At 66.8% G+C, this 392-nt stretch carries 1 protein-coding gene; it reads left to right on the top strand.

The window, feature by feature from the left end:
• On the top strand, nucleotides 1-392 hold a 392-nt coding region (locus ONA70_RS36495; RefSeq protein WP_265011024.1), incomplete at both ends, for a Hint domain-containing protein.

Below are 392 nucleotides of genomic sequence, written 5' to 3'. Positions count from 1 at the left end.
GTGCTGCTCGCCAACGGCGCCAGCAAGCCGATCGAGCAGGTGAAGGTCGGCGAGGAGGTGCTGTCCTCGGACGTGGAGACCGGGAACCGGCAGCTCCGCCCGGTCACCAACTTGATCACCGGCAACGGTGTCAAGCATCTCTACACGATCACCGTCGACACCGATGGCAAGGCGGGGTCGGCCACCGGCACGATCGTGGCAACCGGAGGTCACCCGTTCTGGCTGCCGGATGCCGGCCGATGGGTGGAGGCGGAGCATCTCACCGTCGGCGCTTGGCTCCAGACCGCCAGCGGGACCTGGGTTCAGATCACCGCCATCAAGCATCAGACCCGCGTTCAGCGGGTGCACAACCTCACGGTCGAGGGCGTCCACACCTACTACGTCCTGGCGGG

Source organism: Micromonospora yasonensis, from assembly GCF_026013475.1.
Taxonomy (GTDB): domain Bacteria; phylum Actinomycetota; class Actinomycetes; order Mycobacteriales; family Micromonosporaceae; genus Micromonospora; species Micromonospora yasonensis.
The sequence above is the reverse complement of the archived record's forward strand: the minus strand, read 5'-3'. Positions and strand labels throughout refer to the sequence as shown.